This is a genomic window from Microbacterium sp. ProA8 (genome assembly GCF_039905635.1).
Classification (GTDB): Bacteria; Actinomycetota; Actinomycetes; order Actinomycetales; family Microbacteriaceae; genus Microbacterium; species Microbacterium chionoecetis.
On record NZ_CP157000.1, the window covers coordinates 4,183,285 to 4,202,234 of the forward strand.

Annotated in this window: 14 protein-coding genes; 3 read left to right on the plus strand and 11 right to left on the minus strand. The window is 70.8% G+C overall.

The features are described 5' to 3' along the window. Positions 1–2: 2 nt before the first annotated feature. Positions 3–2,246: a LuxR C-terminal-related transcriptional regulator gene (locus ABG085_RS18690; protein WP_347977251.1), complete on the minus strand. Its 2,244-nt coding sequence runs from the start codon at positions 2,244–2,246 to the stop codon at positions 3–5. A 46-nt stretch (positions 2,247–2,292) separates the two neighbouring features. Next, entirely contained in the window at positions 2,293–2,907 is a 615-nt protein-coding gene (locus ABG085_RS18695; RefSeq protein WP_347977252.1) for a TetR/AcrR family transcriptional regulator C-terminal domain-containing protein, read from the minus strand. A gap of 80 nt (positions 2,908–2,987) precedes the next feature. Here ABG085_RS18695 and ABG085_RS18700 point away from each other — a divergent pair, with 80 nt between their 5' ends. After that, positions 2,988–4,613, plus strand: coding sequence for an amidohydrolase (locus ABG085_RS18700; protein WP_347977253.1), 1,626 nt, complete (start codon positions 2,988–2,990; stop codon positions 4,611–4,613). 2 nt (positions 4,614–4,615) lie between these two features. On the opposite strand, the gene ABG085_RS18705 is transcribed toward ABG085_RS18700, so the two are convergent. Then, positions 4,616–5,032 carry a hypothetical protein gene (locus ABG085_RS18705; RefSeq protein ID WP_347977254.1) on the minus strand — a complete coding sequence of 139 codons (417 nt, stop codon included), beginning with the start codon at positions 5,030–5,032 and terminating at the stop codon, positions 4,616–4,618. A 136-nt stretch (positions 5,033–5,168) separates the two neighbouring features. On the opposite strand from ABG085_RS18705, the gene ABG085_RS18710 reads away from it, so the two are divergent. After that, positions 5,169–8,507, plus strand: a complete 3,339-nt coding sequence (locus tag ABG085_RS18710) for a DUF5979 domain-containing protein (RefSeq protein WP_347977255.1) — start codon at positions 5,169–5,171, stop codon at positions 8,505–8,507. 71 nt (positions 8,508–8,578) lie between these two features. Here ABG085_RS18710 and ABG085_RS18715 read toward each other — a convergent pair whose 3' ends face one another. From ABG085_RS18715 to ABG085_RS18750, 8 genes are all read right to left on the minus strand, one after another. Beyond that, positions 8,579–9,415: a hypothetical protein gene (locus ABG085_RS18715; RefSeq protein ID WP_347977256.1), complete on the minus strand. Its 837-nt coding sequence runs from the start codon at positions 9,413–9,415 to the stop codon at positions 8,579–8,581. A gap of 75 nt (positions 9,416–9,490) precedes the next feature. Continuing rightward, positions 9,491–9,964: a MerR family transcriptional regulator gene (locus tag ABG085_RS18720; RefSeq protein ID WP_347977257.1), complete on the minus strand. Its 474-nt coding sequence runs from the start codon at positions 9,962–9,964 to the stop codon at positions 9,491–9,493. A 110-nt stretch (positions 9,965–10,074) separates the two neighbouring features. Beyond that, positions 10,075–11,070, minus strand: a complete 996-nt coding sequence (locus ABG085_RS18725; RefSeq protein ID WP_347977258.1) for a DnaJ C-terminal domain-containing protein — start codon at positions 11,068–11,070, stop codon at positions 10,075–10,077. A 14-nt stretch (positions 11,071–11,084) separates the two neighbouring features. Continuing rightward, positions 11,085–11,714 carry a nucleotide exchange factor GrpE gene (locus tag ABG085_RS18730; protein WP_347977259.1) on the minus strand — a complete coding sequence of 210 codons (630 nt, stop codon included), beginning with the start codon at positions 11,712–11,714 and terminating at the stop codon, positions 11,085–11,087. Between the two features lie 2 nt (positions 11,715–11,716). After that, complete coding sequence (gene dnaK, locus ABG085_RS18735; RefSeq protein WP_347977260.1) at positions 11,717–13,588, minus strand: molecular chaperone DnaK; 1,872 nt, start codon at positions 13,586–13,588, stop codon at positions 11,717–11,719. Between the two features lie 163 nt (positions 13,589–13,751). Next, complete coding sequence (locus tag ABG085_RS18740) at positions 13,752–14,954, minus strand: cation:proton antiporter (RefSeq protein ID WP_347977261.1); 1,203 nt, start codon at positions 14,952–14,954, stop codon at positions 13,752–13,754. Between the two features lies 1 nt (position 14,955). After that, a complete protein-coding gene (locus ABG085_RS18745; protein ID WP_347977262.1) occupies positions 14,956–15,444 on the minus strand; it encodes a TrkA C-terminal domain-containing protein in 489 nt (162 codons plus the stop codon). Between the two features lie 82 nt (positions 15,445–15,526). Next, positions 15,527–17,110 carry an MFS transporter gene (locus tag ABG085_RS18750; RefSeq protein WP_347977263.1) on the minus strand — a complete coding sequence of 528 codons (1,584 nt, stop codon included), beginning with the start codon at positions 17,108–17,110 and terminating at the stop codon, positions 15,527–15,529. Between the two features lie 184 nt (positions 17,111–17,294). On the opposite strand from ABG085_RS18750, the gene ABG085_RS18755 reads away from it, so the two are divergent. Beyond that, entirely contained in the window at positions 17,295–18,779 is a 1,485-nt protein-coding gene (locus ABG085_RS18755; RefSeq protein WP_347977264.1) for an MFS transporter, read from the plus strand. The last annotated feature ends 171 nt before the right edge of the window (positions 18,780–18,950 follow it).

Sequence of the window (18,950 nt, forward strand, 5' to 3'; positions counted from 1 at the left end):
GCTCAGCCGCCGAGCAGGCCAATCGCCGTCGCGCGTTCGACCGCCTCGGTGCGCGACGAGACTCCGAGCTTGCGGTAGATGGAGCTCACCTCCGTGCGCACCGTGTTGCGCGAGACGAACAGCCGCTCCCCGATCTCCGGCATCGAAAGGTGCGTCTGCAGGTACGGCAGCAGTCGCAGCTCGGCCGGTGTGAGGGGCGGTCCGGCGGCGACGCCCCCGACCGCGGCATCCAGCACGGCGCGGAACCGGGAGACCTCGTGGGTGAGCGCCCCGAGCGCGGGACGCTGAGCGAGGATGTCGTCGATCTCGCGCATGAGGTGGCGGGCGGTCGGCGCGGCGCCCATGGCCACGTGCGCGATTGCCGTGTGCAGGCGCAGCCGGACGGCGAGCATCGGGTGGATGTAGGTGCAGATGGCCCGAGCTCGCATGGCTCTCGCGACTTCCCGTCGGGCCCACGTGCGGTCACCCCGATGCAGGGCGAGTCGCGCTGCGGCGGCGAATGCCAGGGACACCGCCGCGTAGTCGTGCATGCCCTGCGCATCGATCGCCGACGACGTGTGGTCGACGAGCTGGGCTGCGAGCTGCCACGAGCCATGGTCCATCGCCAGCAGCGCGCGCTCGGCATCCGCGATCGCCATGATCTCCCAGTTGCCGGCGGCGCGTGCAAGGGCGGATGCCTCGGCGAAGCGGGCGTCGGCCGCCTCGTCATCGCCGGCGAGAAGGAGCGCCTCCCCCGCGACCGCCAGCGCGAGGTCGCGCCAGGGACTCCACGACGGCTCTGCGGCGAGCGCGAACTCGGCATCGACGAGACACTGCTCCGGCCCGGCCGGACACATGAAGGACCGCATCATGGCCCGTGCCGACGCGAATGACGCCGTACCGTCGGCGGGCGTGCCCTCGAACTCCGCATTCTCGACGATGGACGCCCATCGCTCAGCCTGGCGGACCTGTCCCGTCAGTCCCGCGGCCCACCCCGCGATCGCCGCGATCGGCGGGTAGGCGGCGATCGCCTCGTCGCCGAGGGTGTCCAGCCATCGCGTCAGCGTCGCGACCTGACCGGACTCGTACACCGGCAGGGCGAGGCGGTTCACCAGTCTCACCGTCCGGCCCCGATCGGACGTGAGCAACAGGTGCTCCACCGCGTTCGGTGCGGACGCGCTCGCCTCGTACCAGTCCGCCGCACGCGTGTGCAGCCGTTCCTCGATCTCCGGCTCCGACCGCCGCAGCTCACCGCGCAGAAACTCCCGGAAGAGCCCGTGATACCGGTACCACCGGCGGTGCCGGTCGAGCGGGATGAGGAACGCGTGGGATGCCTCGAGTTCGCGCAGCACGCCCTGCGAGTTCGTCGTCTCGAGGAGCCTGTCGCAGAGTTCCGCCGAGAGCCGCTCCAGCACGGAGGTGCGCCGAAGGAAGCGGCGGGTGTCTTCGGGCAGGGAGGCGAGCGACTCTCGGTACAGATAGTCGGTCACGTAAGGGTCATCGCCCGAGACGACTGCCGTCGCGTCCGGCCGGTCGCGCGCCAGCAGAGCGGCCAGGTGCAGGCCCACCGGCCAACCCTCGGTGCGCTCGACCACGGCCTGTGCCAGCTCGGGCGCCAGCGGCGCCTTCGCCAGTGCGAAGACCTGCGTCGCACCGGCGGCGTCGAGGGCGAGGTCCCCGGCGCCGAGCTCCACGACGTCGTCCGACGCGCGCAGCCACGGCACGTGCGGCTGCTCGTGACGGCTGGTCGCGACGAACAGCGAGCCCTTCGGCACTCCCGAGACGAGCACGCTGAGCACGTCGTGGCACGCGGGAGCACGGAGCTCGTGCAGGTCGTCGATCATCATCGCGAACGGCATCGGGCTGTTCCGCAGCGCGGATGCGAGCTGCGGGGCCGCACGGCCGAGCATCGACGGGCCCATGCTGCTCATGTCGGTCACCAGGCGTGCGTCGCCGCCGACCGCACGGACATAGGCGGCCGCGATCAGCGGGAGCAGCGCGGCCGGATCGTCGTCGAGCCGGTCGAGGGAGATCCAGGCGACCGAGCGCGTCTCCGTCGCCGCCCATTCGGCGAGAAGGCTCGACTTGCCGTATCCGGCGGGCGCAGAGATCGCCACGACGCGTCGGCCGTCGCCGCGGGCCCGCGAGATCGGGCCCGCGCGGCTGACGAGACCTGCCCTCGGCGTGGGCGCCGTGAGTTTGGTCTCCAGCAGCAGCGCATCGAGGTCGAGCCGAGGCGGGCCCGGAGCAGGAGGGGAGTCCGCCACAGCTGGATCCTACGGGTGCGTTCGGTGGCGGCTCAAGCGATCCGCATCATCCGGCCGACCGTCTCTCGACGCGCAGCCGCAGCGAGGCGATCAGCATCTCGAGCCCGATCTCGAAGGCGGCGTCGCTGCGCTCGGCGCCCTGGGCGGCATCCGTGATCAGCCGCCCGAGCGTCGTCGTGGGTGTGTCCGGTTGCCAGACCTCGTCGGGAGAGGCGAGGTCGAGGCCGAATCCGATGGCGTAGGCGTCCACGATCGCGACGACGGCGAGCACCTCGCCGTCGGGGACGCCGGCCTCGACGAGCGCGGCGGCCAGATGGTCGTACTGGGCGATGACGCCCGGGTCGGTGATGGTCTTGCCGACGATGAGCGGGACGATGAGCGGATGCTCGGCGTACAGGCGCCGCAGTGCCCGCACCGTGCCGGCGATCACGGCCTCCCAGTCCCCCGCCACGGGCGCCGGCAGGTACCGGCGCGAGAGGCGACCGCGCATGAGCTCGATGATGGCGTCCTTGCCGTCCACATGGTTGTAGAGGGACGAGGGCGTGACGCCCAGCCGGCGCGCGAGGGCGTTCACGCTGAACGGCTCGCCCGAGTCGGCGAGCGCGATGGCGGCGTCGGCGATCAGCTCGACCGACAGCAGGTTCACTCTGGGCCTTGGCATCCGTCCTCCATGAGGCATAATAACGAACGGTATTCGTTTAGTGGGCCGCGACGCGGTTCCGGGCACAGGGAGGTACCCGCATGACCACGACGGTCTACACCGGAGGGCGCATCTTCACCGCGGGGGCGGAGCCGTGGGCCGAGGCGCTCGTCGTCGAGGGTGACACCGTCGTGTTCGCCGGCGACACCCCGCGCGCGACGGCCGCCGCGGGACCGGACGCCGCCACCGTCGACCTCGGCGGCCGCCTGCTGCTGCCCGGATTCACCGACGCGCACACACACCTCGTGATGATGGGCGAGGCGCTGGGTCGCGTCGGGCTCACCGACGCGCGCACACTGGACGAGATCCAGGAGCGCCTGCGCGCGGCGCGTGCGGCGCAGCCGGACGCCGTCCGGCTGCTCGGCCGCGGCTGGCTCTTCGACTCGGTGCCCGGCGGCATCCCGACGGCCGCCATGATCGACGCGGCCGTGTCGGACGTGCCGGTGTACCTCGACGCCAACGACTACCACTCGTGCTGGCTCAACTCGGCTGCCCTCGACGAGGTCGGGATCACGCGCGACACCCCCGACCCGCTCGGCGGCCGCATCGGGCGCGACGCCGACGGCGAGCCCGACGGCATGCTGTACGAGACCGCGGCCCAGGCCCACGCCTGGGCGTTCCTGGCGGCGCAGACCGACGACGCCGACCGCGACGCGGCGGTCGAGCGCACCCTCGCCGCCTACGCGGCGACGGGCGTGACGGGGGCGGTCGACATGGCGTTCGACGAACTCGGACTCGCCGCATTCCAGCGCGCGGCCGAGCGGCGCGGCGGGCGTCTCCCGCTCCGCGTCGCGGCGCACTGGTTCGTCGAGAACACCGGTGACGAGGCGGCGAACCTCGCGCAGGTCGCGCGCGCCGTGGCGCTCGCCGAGACCGTGCGATCGCCGTGGCTGCGGATCGTCGGCATCAAGCTCGTGGTCGACGGCGTCATCGATGCGTGCACGGCCGCGATGCGGCATCCGTATTCCGACGAGTCCAATGCCGAGCCGATCTGGCCGCTCGCCGACATGACGCCCGTCGTCGCGGCAGCCGATGCCGCGGGCCTGCAGGTGGCCCTGCACGCGATCGGCGACCTCGCGAGCGACATCGCCCTCGACGCGCTCGAGCACGCGGCTGAGGTCAACGGCCCCCGCGCCCGCCGGCACCGCATCGAGCACCTCGAATACGCGGCTCCCGGCACGGCCGAGCGGATGGCGCGACTCGGCGTGACCGCATCGATGCAGCCGGTGCACGCCGACCCGGCGATCTTCGGCAACTGGGCCGCGATGCTCGGCGACGAGCGCGTCGACCGCGCCTTCGCGTGGCCCGAGTATGTCGGGGCCGGTGCGCTGCTCGCGTTCTCGACCGACGCGCCGACCGCGCCCCACGAGGCCCTCCCCAACGTGTACATCGCGGCGACGCGCAAGTCGGCGCTCGACGGGTCGTTCGCGCCGCGGCATCCGCAGTTCGCGCTGCCGCTCGAGCAGGTGCTCGGTCACGCGACGAGGGATGCCGCGGCCTCCGTCGGCGACGGCGCGACGCGCGGGCGGCTCGAGGCCGGCCTCGCCGCCGACTTCGCGATCGTCGACGTCGACCCGTTCACCGCGGGCGCCGAGTCGTTGCTCACCGCCCGCGTCGCGCGGACCGTCGTCGCCGGGGAGACCGTCCACGACACCGACGGGCTCTGACGTCATCCGGCCGGCGGGGGGTGCGCGGCGAGCCACTCGTTCGCGACGCGCTTGGTGACTTTCAGCAGCCAGGCGTCGATGACGACCTCGCGCAGCAGCGCCGGGTCGATCGCGTCGAGCCGCACGAGCACGGCCGGGTAGCCGTCGAAGTGCGGGATCGTGAAGAACGCGTCGGGGTAGGTCTCGAGCAGCGCCTGCTTCACCTGCTGCCCGTCGGTGCGCACCCCGATGACGTGGCCCGGCGGCCAGTCGCGACTCAGAGCCGCGAGCTGTTCGAGGTCGCGGCCGCTCGGTCCGCGCTGCCACGCGAACGCCCCGGCCGGCGTGCGCCAGCTCGCCCCGCCGCGGTGCCCGTCCACCTGCTCGATCACTCCGGGGAGGCCGAGCGCGACGGCGCGGACGTCATCGAGAGTCGCCATGCCTCCATCCTGGGACGGAACGTCGTCTCAGGCGAGTCCCGCGCCCTGTCGTCCGGTTCACAGGGGACGGTAGGGTACGTGGAACAGGTCTACCGAGACGCGTCCCCTCGCGCCTCGGACGGAGGGGACTGGCTACATGGCACGATCCGATCGCTCACGCCCACGTCTGCGCCGCTGGGTCGCCGGTCTCACCGCCACCCTGCTCGCGGCTACCGGAATGGTCGTGGCAGAAGCAGTCGATCCGCAGCCGGCGGCGGCCGCCTATCCGGAGTCGGTCAACCCCTTCGCGATCGCGGGCGGCTTCACGGTGTACGCACGGGAGGACGCGCTCCTGCAGAATCAGGAGACCGAGGGCAGCATCGCCGTCGGCGGCACCGCGACCGTCGCTCCCAGCGCGAGCCAGTACACGATCATCCACGTGTCCGCCGGCACCGGCGACTACGACCTCCCCACGGTCGACGGCGACCCGACCCGCTTCCTCGTCGGGGAGTACAGCACCGCGAGCACCGGCATCCTGGCCATCACGAGTGCCGGCACCAGTGAACCGTCGCTGCTCGGCGACCTCAAGATGGTGCAGCGCGACGGCGGATGGCAGGCGTTCGCCCGCGCCGACTGGCTCCGTCTGAACCAGAACCCGGCGAACCCGGATCAGACGCCGCTCATCGACGCGACGCATCAGCAGTACCCGGAGGATGCCGCGCCCCCGGCCGGCGCGACCGGCAACGGCAGCATCTACACCGCGAACACCTCGGCCACCGCCGTGGCCGACTATGTCGAGGGGAACCGCGATGCCTCGTGGGAAGAGGCCAGCAGCTGCTTCGACGACATCGCCGACCCCACCGCCGGCATCGGCTACCCGGTCGAGGTGGCCGAGGACGCGGGCAGCCGGGTCGTGCTGGCCCCCTTGAGCCCCGACCAGCCGAACATCGTCGACTACGCCGACATCGCCGGCACGGCGCTGATCCAGTTCTCGCCCGGCCCGACGCCGGGTGTGTCGAACCCGCTCGTCATCCGGGTGCCGGCCGGCACGACCGACGTCGTGGGCGCCCGCGCCGACCCGCAGGGCGTGCACTCGCCCTATATCGTGTGGGACCTGTCGCAGCTGACCGGCGACGTCACCGTGACCGCCGCGGAGGGCCGCATCGACGGCTCGATCTACGCGCCCGACGCCTCGGTCACCGTGAACGCCGCCCCGCTCGACGGTCAGGTGATCGGTCAGAACGTCATCCTGCAGGGCGGGGAGGTGCACTCCTTCCTCTTCTCGGGCGAGATCTCCTGCGCCGCCGACAGCGGCACGTTAGCCGTGCGCAAGGAGCTGTCGGGCATCGACGAGGCCGACCTTCCCGACGGCGCCACCTTCACCGTCAACTACCGCGCCGTCGATCCCGACGGCAACGCCTCCGTCGGGACTCTCGAGGTGCCGGCCGACGGCACCGCTGTCGCCGTCGACGATCAGTTCCCCATCGGCACCGTCGTGACCTTCGCCGAGGTCGAGCCCGAGAGCATCCCGGGCTGGGAGTGGGGCGAGGCGACCATCACCCCGAATCCGCTGACGATCGGCACCGGCACCGCCGATGTGCTCGTGACCAACACCGCAACGCAGCTCACCGGCACGTTCAGCATCGTGAAGCTGATCGACGACCTGTCGGGAGGCGCGCCCGGCCCCCCGTCACAGGCTTCGGTCCCGGTGGTGTGGACCGCGTGGTACGGCGGCGTGGAGATCGCCGAGGGCACGCTGAATGTGCCGTTCGACGGCACCCCTGTCGACGTCGAGCAACAGTTCCCGCTCGGCACCCGCATCGTCCTGACCGAGAACCTCGACGGCATCGAGCCCCCCGAAGGCTACGAGTGGAACGACGTCGGCTGGGACCCGGGCCGCACCTTCGTGATCGAGGAGACCGGCACCGTCGCCGTCGAACTCACGAACGCGGTGACCCCCGCGGAGGCCGAACGGACGATCACGATCGTCAAGGCCGTCACCGGCGCGGGCGCCGATCCGGCCTACGGCTACGCGGTGAGCTACAACACCGACCCTCCGGGCACGCGCACCACCATGGACGTGCCCCTCGGGGAGCCGCAGCTCATCGAGGACGTCGAGAGCGGCGCCGACACCCTCGAGCTGGCCGAACTCGTGCCGACCCTCAACGGCGACCCCACCGACCCCGCCGACTGGGTGCTCCCCGTCATCGACGTCACCGTCGACGACGTCACGACGCAGTACCTGCCGGACAACTTCGAGGGCGGCGGACCGCTCGACACGGCGATCGTCGACATCCCGCTGCCCGACACCGGAGACATCGCGATCACGGTGACGAACGCGTTGCGCGAAGGCACGTTCACGCTCTCGAAGGAGTTCGTCAACCTGCCCGCGGACGTTCCGGTCGACGCCCTCGAGTACACGGTCGAATGGACGGCGACTCTGCCCACCGGCGAGGTGGAGCAGGGCACCGTGCGCCTTCCCGGCGACGGCACGCCGGTCAGCCCGCTGGACGACACCGGCGCACCGCTCACCTTCCCGTACGGCACCGTCGTGACCTTCTCGGAGCATCCCGCCCCGGCGCTGCGCCACGTCTCGTGGCAGGGCACGTCGTTCGACCCGGCGCAGCTCGTGATCGGCGAAGGCGGCGAGGCCGTCGTGCACTCGACGCTCACCAACGACGCATCGCTCCTGCGGGGCACATTCCTGGTTCGCAAAGACCTCGCGGGCATCGACGCAGACCAGCTGCTCATCGACTCGTTCATGGTCGACTACGTGGCCCATCTGCCCGGCCAGATGCCGACGGCCGGACGATTCGTGCTCCCCGCCGATGGGACGCCCGCCGGCCCCGTGGACAGTGAGGGGCAGCCCATCCAGTTCCAGATCGGCACCGTGGTGACGCTGCTCGAGGAGGAGCCCGATCCCGCGGCTCTGCCGCCGGGCTACGAGTGGAGTGAGACGACGTGGAGTCCTTCGAACTTCGTGGAGATCGGCTTGGGCGAGACGCCCGTGCTGGAGGTCACGAATTCGGTCGTCGCGCTGACGCGTTTCGCCGTCACGAAGGTCGTCAACGGCGACGGCGCGTCGGCTCTGCCGGCAGGCGCCACCTTCCCGCTGGACTGGTGGCGGGACGGCGAGGCGCAGCCGCGCGTCGACCTCGAGCCGAACGTTCCCGTGTACTCGGAGTACTTCCCCGTCGGCACGATTCTCGAGGCGGCGGAGGGTGAGCTCCCGGTGATCCCCGGCGTGGACTGGGGCACAGCCTCGTGGACGGTCGACGGCGAGACGCTCACCCCCGAATCGAACGGGCGCGTCCTGCTGCCCATGTCGATCTCGCGGGATCCGCAGATCGCCGAGCTGACGCTGACCAACACCGCCGGCACGCGCCCGCTTCCGGCCACCGGCGGTGGCGGCGTGTCGCCGCTGGTGCCGCTCGGCGCCGTCGTGCTCATCGCGCTCGGCGGGCTGCTCGCGGCACGGCGCCCCCGACGCGTCTGATTCCGGATGCCGCGGCCGCCGCGCGTCGCCGGCCGCGGCATCCGTCCCCACGCTGTGAGCCGGTCGCGTCCTCAGGGAGTGTCGAGGAAGACGCCGACCCGGTCGCCGTCGCGCACGAACTGCAGGGCGCTGCCTTCGGGGAACTGCGAGCGCAGCTCCTCCGGCGTATTGCTGTCGACAGGCAACTCGATCGTCGCCGGGAAGTCGCCGACGCCGCAGCCCGAGTGCACGGCTCCGCTCATCGACCAGTTGCCGGTGTCGGCGTCCGCCGCCGGCAGTTCCTCGGTGGGCACGATCACGAAGCAGTCCGAACCGCCGGACGAGGTGAAGCCGTCGGCCGTCTCGAAGAGCGTCATGCCGTAGAACTCGAACGCCATCGAACTCGGCCCGGCGCCGAACCACCCCGGGGGAAGCTCGACCATGGGCACGGGCTCGAGGGTGGCGATCTGCTCGGCGCCGCTCGAGACGGAGACCGGGGCGACCCAGGTCAGCGCATAGGTCACCGCGGCCGCCAGCGCGGCGGCCGCGACGACCGACACCGCCCACGTGAGCCGCATCATCGGCGACATTCCCGCCGCGCGTCCCTCTCGGCCCCGGCGAACAACGGCCGATTCGAGCGCACCGAAGATGTCGGTCGAGGTCGACGTCTGGACCGCATCACTCTGCGCTTCGGGCTCCCAGGCTCGTTCCGCCTGTGATGGGGACGCGGGAGGCGCGGGCTGCGGGGGCGGCTTCCCGACGTCTGCGGCAGCGGCGGGCGGTTCCGCGCCCGGGGACCCGAGCGGCTTCCGGACGGCTTCCAGTTCGTGCAGGCGTCGCACGGCTGCGGGATCCTGGTGGATGTCGGCCGAGGGGCCGTACGCGCGTGCCCGGAGTGCGCGCAGTTCGTCGAGGGTGGCGGTGTCCATCACCTGCATAGTGGCATGCGCGGTACGTCACCGTCATCCGCCGAAGCGCGCGAATCGCGCAGGCGCGGAGGCGTCTCAGTCGTCTGCCGGCTGCTCGGGGCTCTCGGAGGCGGGCGGGAGCGGCGTCCGCGGCCGCCACACGACGATCTCGGTCGCCCGTCGCACACGCGTGCCGTGCCGAAGGGTCACGACGTTGCCGGTGGAGCCGGCGGCGAAGACGCGGGCGCCGGGACGTCGCTCGAGTTCGGCCCTCATGCGGTCCTCGAGGTCGCGCACCCGCTCGTGCAGCTGCTGCACGCGGTTCTCGAGCTCGAGGATGCGCACGATGGCGGGCAGCCCGATGCCGTCGGCGGACATGCGCGCGACTTCGCGCAGCTGCTCGACGTGCCGCAGCGAGTACCGGCGCGAACCGCCCTGGGTGCGGGCGGGCACGACCAGGCCCAGCCGGTCGTACTGACGGAGGGTCTGGGGGTGCATGCCCGACAGCTCGGCGGCGACGGCGATCGCGAAGATCGGGGCATCCGGGTCGATGTCGTGCGATTCAGCCATGTCGATCACCTCGCTTCCGCGGGCGCCAGAACAGGTGATCTCGCGAAGGGAGGAGGATTCCGCTGGAATCGTCCTGCGTTCGCCAGATCACCGGTTCTCGGCACATGACGTCAGCCCCGCGCCTTGGTCATGAGATCGGCGCGCGGGTTCTCCTTCGGCTCGAGGCTCTGGAAGCGCTCGAGCGCCTCGCGCGCGGCGTCGTCGAGGTGCGACGGCACAGCGACCTGCACCTCGGCGAGGAGGTCGCCGGTGCCCTTGCTCGTCTCGACCCCTCGGCCCTTGACGCGCAGCACGCGACCGGACGGCGTTCCGGGCGCGACGCGCAGCCGCACGGGGTCTCCCCCGAGCGTCGGCACCTCGATGGTCGCGCCCAGCGTGGCCTCGGTGAAGGTGACCGGCACCGTGACGCGCAGGTTGAGTCCGTCGCGGGTGAACACCGGGTGCGGACGCACCGCGACCTGCACCACGATGTCGCCGTTCTCGCCGCCGTCGGGCGAGGGCCGCCCGCGGCCGCGGAGCCGGATCTTCTGCCCGTCCGAGACGCCGGCGGGGATCTTCACCTTGAACGGCTTGCCGTCCTCGCCCTGCAGCGTGATGGTCTCGCCCTTGGTCGCGGTGACGAAGTCGATCGTCGTGCGGGCCGTGACATCGGCGCCCCGGGTGGGACCGCCGTAGCCGCGGAAGCCGCCCGTCGACTGCCCGAACCGGCCCGAGCCGAAGCCCGCGCCCTGCTGCTGGTTGAACATCGCGAAGATGTCTTCGAAGTCCTCGGCGTTCTGGTACCGGGCGCCGCGGCCCTGGTTGAACATCGAGAAGACGTCCTCGAATCCACCGGCGCCGCCCTGGCCGCCCGCGGTAAAGCGCGCGCCCGAGCCCATCGCGCGGATCTGGTCGTACTCCTTGCGCTGCTCCGCATCGGAGAGCACCGAGTACGCCTCGCTGACCTCCTTGAACTTCGCCTCGGCGGCGGCGTCACCCTGATTGGAGTCCGGGTGATACTTGCGGGCGAGCTTGCGGTACGTCTTCTTGAGGTCAGCCTCGCTGACGTCCTTCGAGACGCCGAGCACCGAGTAGAAGTCTTTGTCGAACCAGTCCTGACTGGCCATGGGTGCTCCTTCGGCTAGTCGGCAGGAACCGCGACGACGACCTTCGCCGGACGCAGCTCCACCGAGCCGAGGCGGTAGCCGATCTCGACGACCTCGAGGATCGTCGCGTCGGTCGCGCCGGGCGTCGGCACCTGGAAGATCGCCTCGTGATGCTGCGGATCGAACGCCTCACCGGCGGCGCCGTAGGTCGACAGGCCCATGCGCTCGGCGACACCGCGAAGCTTCACGGCGATCGCGGCGAACGGGGAGCCCTCTTCGAGGTCGCCGTGCTTGTCGGCCCGGTCGAGATCGTCGAGCACGGGCAGCAGGCCCTTGGCGACCGCGCCCTGCGCGCGCTCGATCTCGACCTCGCGCTGCTCCTCGGTGCGACGGCGATAGTTGGCGTACTCCGCCTGCAGCCGCTTGAGGTCGTTCAGCAGCGCCGACTCGAGGTCGGCCAGCACCGCGTCCTCCGCGGCGGCGTCGGCGTTCTGCGTCGAGCCGAGGATGTCGTCCACCGTCAGCTCGTCGCCCTCGTCCTGGGCCTCTCCGTCCTGCGGGACGGGGCCGGAGGCCTGCGCCTCCGACCCCTCCTCGGCAGGACGGACCTCTTCCTCGTCGCCGGCTCCCGAGCCGGCCGTGGGGTCGTGGTCCTTGTCTGCCATGGTTACTTCTTCTCTTCGTCTTCGTCGATGACCTCGGCGTCGACGACATCCTCGTCGGCGCTCGGGGCGCCCTGGGCGTCACCGGCCTCAGAACCTGCCGCGCCGTCCGGAGCCGCCTGCGCAGCCTGACCGGCGGCGTAGATCGCCTCGCCCAGCTTGCCCTGGCTCTGGTTGAGCTTGTCGAACGCCGTCTTCACGGCGTCGTCGTCGTCACCGGCGAGCGCGGTCTTGAGCGCGTCGACGTCGCCCTGGACCTCGGTCTTGACGTCTTCGGGAAGCTTGTCGTCGTTCTCCTTGATGAGCTTCTCGATCGAGTACGACAGGGTCTCGGCCTGGTTGCGCACCTCGGCGGCCTCACGGCGCTTCTTGTCCTCGGCGGCGTGCTCCTCGGCCTCGCGCACCATGCGCTCGATGTCGTCCTTCGGCAGCGACGAGCCGCCGGTGATCGTCATCGACTGCTCCTTGCCGGTGCCCTTGTCCTTGGCGGACACGTGGACGATGCCGTTGGCGTCGATGTCGAAGGTGACCTCGACCTGCGGGATGCCGCGCGGGGCCGGCGCGATGCCGGTCAGCTCGAACGTGCCCAGCGGCTTGTTGTCGCGGGTGAACTCGCGCTCGCCCTGGAAGACCTGGATCGCGACCGACGGCTGGTTGTCGTCGGCGGTCGTGAAGGTCTCGCTGCGCTTGGTCGGGATGGCGGTGTTGCGCTCGATGAGCTTCGTCATGATGCCGCCCTTGGTCTCGATGCCGAGGCTGAGGGGGGTGACGTCGATGAGGAGGACGTCCTTGCGCTCGCCCTTGAGGACGCCGGCCTGTAGGGCAGCGCCCACGGCGACGACCTCGTCCGGGTTGACGCCCTTGTTGGGCTCCTTGCCGGCCTCGCGCTGGACGAGCTCCGACACCGCGGGCATGCGGGTCGAGCCGCCGACGAGCACGACGTGGTCGATGTCGGCGACCTTGATGCCGGCCTCGCGGATCACGTCTTCGAACGGCTTCTTGGTGCGGTCGAGCAGGTCCTTGGTGAGGTCCTCGAACTTGGCGCGCGTGATCGTCTCGCTCAGCGACACGGGGCCCGAGTCGGTCAGCGACAGGTAGGGCAGGTTGACGCTCGTCGAGGTGGACGACGAGAGCTCCTTCTTCGCCTGCTCCGCGGCCTCCTTGAGGCGCTGCAGCGCGATCTTGTCGCCCGAGACGTCGACACCGGTGGTGTCCTTGAACTGCTTGATGAAGTAGTCGACGAGGCGCTGGTCCCAGTCGTCACCGCCGAGGCGGTTGTCACCGGCCGTCGAGCGCACCTGGATCGTCGAGAAGTCGTCGTCCTTGCCCACCTCGAGCAGCGAGACGTCGAACGTGCCGCCACCCAGGTCGAAGACGAGGATGAGCTCGTCCTCCTTGCCCTTGTCGAGGCCGTACGCGAGAGCGGCGGCGGTGGGCTCGTTGATGATGCGCAGCACGTTGAGGCCCGCGATCTCGCCGGCCTCCTTGGTGGCCTGGCGCTCGGCGTCGTTGAAGTACGCGGGGACGGTGATGACGGCATCCGTCACGGTGTCACCGAGGTACTGCTCGGCGTCGCGCTTCAGCTTCTGGAGGATGCGTGCCGAGATCTCCTGCGGCGTCCACTTCTTGCCGTCGACCTCGAACGTCCAGTCGGTGCCCATGTGGCGCTTGACCGACGAGACGGTGCGGTCGACGTTGGTGACGGCCTGGCGCTTGGCGGTCTCGCCGACGAGCACCTCGCCGTCCTTGGTGAATGCGACGACCGACGGGGTCGTGCGGAAGCCCTCGGCGTTCGCGATGACCTTGGGCTCGCCGCCCTCGAGGACGCTCACGACCGAGTTGGTCGTACCGAGGTCGATTCCAACAGCACGTGCCATGTGTATCTCTCCTTCATATGGACGCAGAACGGATGCCGGCGCCCGGGGTTGATGGGAAGTCTGCTCGCGGCTCCACCTGAGGTTGAGTCGCGATGGCTCAACCATACGCCCGGGGCGCGGCATCCGTCAAATCAAAGTTGATATGGTTCGACTCAACTTGACATCAGGATGCCGCAGCTCCGCGTGCAGCGGCACGCCCGGCCTGCACCCTGCCCGTCCAGGCCGCGAACCAGGCGGCTTCGGGCAGTCGCGCCAACAGGGGCCCGGCGATCATGGTGATCAGGACGTACGCGGTGGCCAGAGCCGCGAGCGATCGGTCGACCCCGGCGCCGACCGCCAGCCCTGCGATGACGATCGAGAACTCGCCCCGCGGGGTCAGGGCGAAGCCGGCACGCCACCGGCCGGCCTCGGCGATACCGGCAGACCGTGCTGCCAGGTAACCCGTGATCACCTTGGCCGCCATCGTGACGACCGCGAGGACCACGGCGGGAACGATCATCAGCACGAGGTCGGCCGGGTCGGTCGACAGCCCGAAGAAGAGGAAGAACACCGACGCGAACAGGTCGCGGAGCGGGGTGAGCAGGCGATGCGCGTGAGCGGCGACCGGTCCCGAGATCGCGATGCCCACCATGAAGGCGCCCACCGCCGCCGAGATGCTCGCCTGCGCGGCCAGCCCCGACACCACCAGGGTGAGGCCCAGCACCGAGAGCAGCAGCACCTCGCCGTTGCGCGACCACACCAGCCTCGAGACGAGATGGCCGTGCCGCAGCGCCACGTACAGGATGAGCACGACCGCAGCCAGCGCGAGGACGACCGTCACGATCGCGGCGCCGGGATCGAGCCCGATCAGCACGGCGGTGAGGATCGGCAGGTAGAACGCCATCGCGAGATCTTCGATCACCAGGATCGACAGCACCACCGGCGTCTCGCGGTTGGCCAGGCGCCCGAGGTCCTGCAGCATCTTGGCCACGACCCCGGACGACGAGACCCAGGTGATGCCGGCGAGCGCGAGCGCGGCGACCGGGCCCCAGCCCAGGACGAGAGCGGCGAGCGCGCCCGGTGCGGCGCCCAGCACCACGTCGAGGAGGCCCGCACTCCGCGACCGGCGCAGGCTGCCGACGAGCTCGTCGGCGGTGTACTCGAGCCCGAGCATGAGCAGCAGCAGGATGACGCCGATCTCGGCGCCGACCTCGATGAACTCCTCCCCCGAACGGAACGGCAGCAGTCCGCCCTCGCCGAACGCCAGCCCCGCCAGCAGGATCAGGGGGATCGGGGTGATGCCCAGCCTTCCGGCCAGGCGCCCGATGAGGGCGATACCCAGCAGCAGCGCGCCGATCTCGATGAGAACGAGCGCGCCGTCGTCCACGTCAGACCCCGTCGACGATGCGCGCCAGGTGCTCGAGCCCTTCGCTCGTCCCGACCACGATGAGGGTGTCGCCCACCCTCAGCATGTCGGCCGGACCGGGTGCCGGCAGCACGCCGCCCGCACGGACGATCGCCACGATCGAGCAGCGGGTGAGCGTGCGGGCCCGCGTGTCGCCGAGCGGTCGCCCGACATACGGGCTGTCGGCGCGCAACGTGATCTTGCCGGTCGACAGGCCGTCGATCTGCTCACGGAGCCCTGCCAGCTGGGTCAGGATGACCGAGCCGCCGAGCACCTCCGACAGCGCGGTGGCCTCTTCATCGGTGAGAGCGACGGTCTGCGCGGTGCGATCCGGGTCGCCCGCGTCGGCGACCGCGAGCTCGCGACCGCCGTCGCGAAACGTGATGATCGACAGCCGCCGCCCGGCGGCGGTCTCGAGATCGTGCCGGATGCCGATCCCGGGCAGTTCCGCGCGGTCCACGTGTACGGACATGCCCCCATCTTGGCACCGCTGCCGCGCGCGGGTCAGGGCCTGTCCTGCGTACTCCTTCGCCCGACCGATCGGGCAGCGCCCGTCATCCGAGCATCGTCCCCTCCGCGGCCGCATTCGCCACCGGGTCGGGCAGGCGCCGCATGCGGAACGCGTTCAGTGCGCCCAGCAGCGCGGCGAGGATCGGGATCAGCAGCGCGACCTGCAGCGCGATGTGGCGGGCCTCGGTGTTGATGCGGACGACCTCGTCGGCGGTCGCCGCGGGCTCGTCCTCGAGCAGCTCCTCGAGGCCGGTGTTCGACATCAGCTGCGCGTCCTCTTCGAGAACGGTCGAGACCTGCTGCTGCTCCTCCGGCGTGAGCACGGTGCTCGCATCGGAGAGCGCGGTGAACGACGTGGCGAGGGTGGCGAGCATGATGGCGCCGGCGAACGCGAGGCCGAACGAGAGCCCGAACGATCCTGCCGCGGAGTTGACCCCGGCCGCCTCGCTGACCCGCTCGTCGGAGATGGGCGACAGGGTGTAGTTGTTGAGCTGCGAGACGAGCAGGCCCAGCCCCGACCCGGTGATGACGAGCGGCACCGCGAGGAACCACCCCGAGTCGGCGATCGGCACGAGCGGGACGATCGCGACGAGCCCCACGAGGGCGAGCGAGAACCCGATGAGGATCAGGTTCGCCGGGCGCCCCTTGCCGCGGCGGCCGGCCCAGATCGCCACCGCGAACATGCTCAGCGACAGCGGCGCGATCGACAGGCCCGCCTGCAGCGCGTTGTACTCGAGCACCATCTGCAAGTAGAGCGGCAGCACGATCATCGTGCCGCCGAGCGCGATCTGCTGAAGGAGCTGCCCGCTCACCCCGGTGCGGAACGGCTTCGACGAGAAGAGCGCGGGGTCGAGCAGCACCGGCTTGCCCCGCTTCTTGCGGGCGTTGAGCCACCACGCGAGCCCCCCGAGGGCGACGATGCCGAGGCCGATGAGGAGTCCGACATAGCCGCCGCCCTCCTGCCAGACGAGGATCCCGAGCACGACGCCGCCCATGCCGACGACCGACAGTCCGGCGCCGACGAGGTCGATGGAGCGGTCTCCGTGGTACTTCACGTCTTTCACGAGACCGAGGCCGAGGAGCACGACGGCGATGATGACGGCCTCGAGCGCGAACGCGACCCGATACGACCAGAACGTCGTGATGAACCCGCCGAGCAGCGGGCCGACCGCCGCGGCGATCGCGGCGGATGCGCCCACGAGCGCGTAGACGCGCTTCTGGTGCTCCCCGACGAAGTTGCCGTGGATGAGCGACTGCATCGACGGCAGCAGGAGGGAGGCGCCGATCCCGCCGATCACCGCCCAGAAGATGATGACGCTCGTGAGGCTCTGCGCGAAGGTCATCGCCACCGCGCCGACGGCGTAGCCGAGGAGACCCAGGGTGTAGGCGAGCTTGCGTCCGATGAGGTCGCCGGTCTTGCCGCCGAGCAGGATGAAGGCGGCCGACACCAGGGCTTCGAGCGCGATCGCGCCCTGCACGCCGCTCGCGGTCGTGTCGAGCTCGGTCACCACCGCCGAGATCGAGACGTTCATGATCGACGTGTCCACCACGAGCACGAACATCGCCATGGCGAGCAGGATGGCGAGGCGGCCGTTGAAGGCCGGCGCCGGCGTGGATTCGCGAGTCATGGACGAAGCAAACCATCCGGCCCCCCTCGAGCGCTACGGCGAGACGAACATACGACTGCCACCACGCCGTTACGGAACCGATGTCGGGAGCGGCGCGGCGCCGGAGTAGCCTGGCGTGGCGCCGCGATGCGGCGGCGCTGCCGGTGCCACCCGCCGTTCACCGAAGGGCCATACCTTGCCGACCATGGGCAACGAGCACGAACCCCCCGCGTCCCGTCCCGGCGAGCCCCAGCAATCACCGACGCCTCCCGCTCCGCCGGCGACCGCCACCACGGGCGCCATCGCGGCGATGGGCCTCGACCTTCAGGAGGGCGCCCATATCCCGCGCAGGCGGGTGATCTCCTGGGCACTGTGGGACTGGGCCACGCAGCCGTTCAACACGGTGCTGCTGACGTTCGTGTGGGTGCCGAGCTTCCTCGTCTCGCCGTTCTTCCTCGACCCGGCGATCGCGGCGAGCGGCGTCATCGACGGCGACACGATCGACTGCGACACCGCGGCGAACACGGCTACCGAGTACTGCCGGGCGCTCGGCACGCTCGACAGCAACCTCGGCTGGGGCATCACGGCGGCAGGCGTGCTCATCGCGCTCCTCGCGCCGGTGCTCGGCCAGCGCGCCGACGCGGCCGGCCGCAAAAAGCTGATGCTCGGCATCTTCACCGCCCTGCTCATCCTGTGCCAGCTCGCGATGGCCTTCGTGGGCGGCGTGCCCACGCAGTTCTGGTTCGGCGTCGCGATGATCGCCGTCGGCAGCATCGTCGGCGAGATCGCCGGCGCGAATTACAACGCACTGCTCGTGTCGGTGTCGACGCCCAGGACCGTCGGCAAGGTGTCAGGTCTCGGGTGGGGCTTCGGGTACCTCGGCGGCATCATCGCCCTCGCCATCGTCGTGGGGCTCATCCTCGGCGGGGTCCTCGACGGCACGCAACCGCTGACCTTCCAGCTCATCGCCGCGGGAGCGACGGTGTGGACGCTGCTCTTCGTGATCCCGATCTTCCTCAACGTGCCCGAGCCTCCCCCGGCGCCCGATGCCCGCCGCGTCGGCTTCTTCCGCGGGTACGTCGAGCTGGCGCGATCGATTGCGCGCCTGTGGCGCGATACGCGCCCCACCTTCTGGTTCCTGCTCGCGTCGGCCGTGTACCGCGACGGGCTGGCAGCCGTCTTCACGTTCGGCTCGGTGATCGCGGGGCGGGTGTTCGGGTTCGGCTTCACGGATCTCGTCGTCTTCGGCATCGTGCTGAACCTCGTCGCCGGCGTCTCGACGATCTTCGCCGGCCGTCTCGACGACCGCTTCGGCCCGAAGCCGGTCATCCTCGTCGCCATCGGCGTCCTGGTGCTGTGCTGCCTCACGGTGTTCTTCGGTGCGGGAGCGGGCAAGGGCCTGTTCTGGGTCGTCGGCATCGTGCTCGCCGCGTTCGTCGGCCCCGCGCAGGCCGCGTCGCGCTCGTTCCTCGCACGGGTCACGCCGGCGGGGCACGAGGGTGAGATCTTCGGCCTCTACGCGACCACGGGGCGCGCGGCGAGCTGGATGGCGCCGCTGCTGTGGGGCGTCTTCATCGCGACCGCCGCGCACCAGACGCTGTACGGCATTCTGGGGATCGCTCTCGTCCTCGCGGTCGGCTTCGTCCTGCTGCTGTTCGTCAAGGCTCCGCGGCGCGTCGCGCAGAGCTGAGTCGCGCAGAGCTGAGAGGCGGACCGCAGGGCCCCGCGGCATCCGATAATCTCGCATTCGGTGAGAGATCACCGGTGCGACTGGGGGGCCGTCGCGCTCCCCCGCGCCGCAGCCGAATCCCGAGAGGCACCGTGATCCCGCCGACCCAGCGACGACTCGCCGAGCGTCGGC